General features: G+C 22.6%; 1 protein-coding gene. It reads left to right on the forward strand.

Annotated elements, in window-relative coordinates:
- Positions 1-212 (forward strand): helix-turn-helix transcriptional regulator (locus SCA31_RS25390; protein ID WP_410699696.1); only part of this gene is annotated, 212 nt, incomplete at its 5' end.
- Positions 213-239: the final 27 nt, after the last annotated feature.

The following is a 239-nucleotide window of genomic DNA, read 5'->3' on the forward strand; positions in this document are numbered from 1 at the left end:
CATTTAATCAATCCCTATTAAATATAAGTACTCATCTTACTCCAACAGATTTAGAGTACTGCGCTTTAATAAAACTTAATTTTGATACTAAACAAATTGCTACATTAAAAAAAATATCAATAGGTTCTGTAGAAAGTAGAAAATATAGAATAAGAAAAAAACTTAATATCAATAATTCTGAAAATATTTATACTTGGATGACTAAAATTTAAATATATAAATATCCGAAAACATCCCAT

The sequence above is a fragment of the Chryseobacterium sp. SIMBA_028 genome, assembly GCF_046535285.1.
Classification (GTDB): Bacteria; Bacteroidota; Bacteroidia; order Flavobacteriales; family Weeksellaceae; genus Chryseobacterium.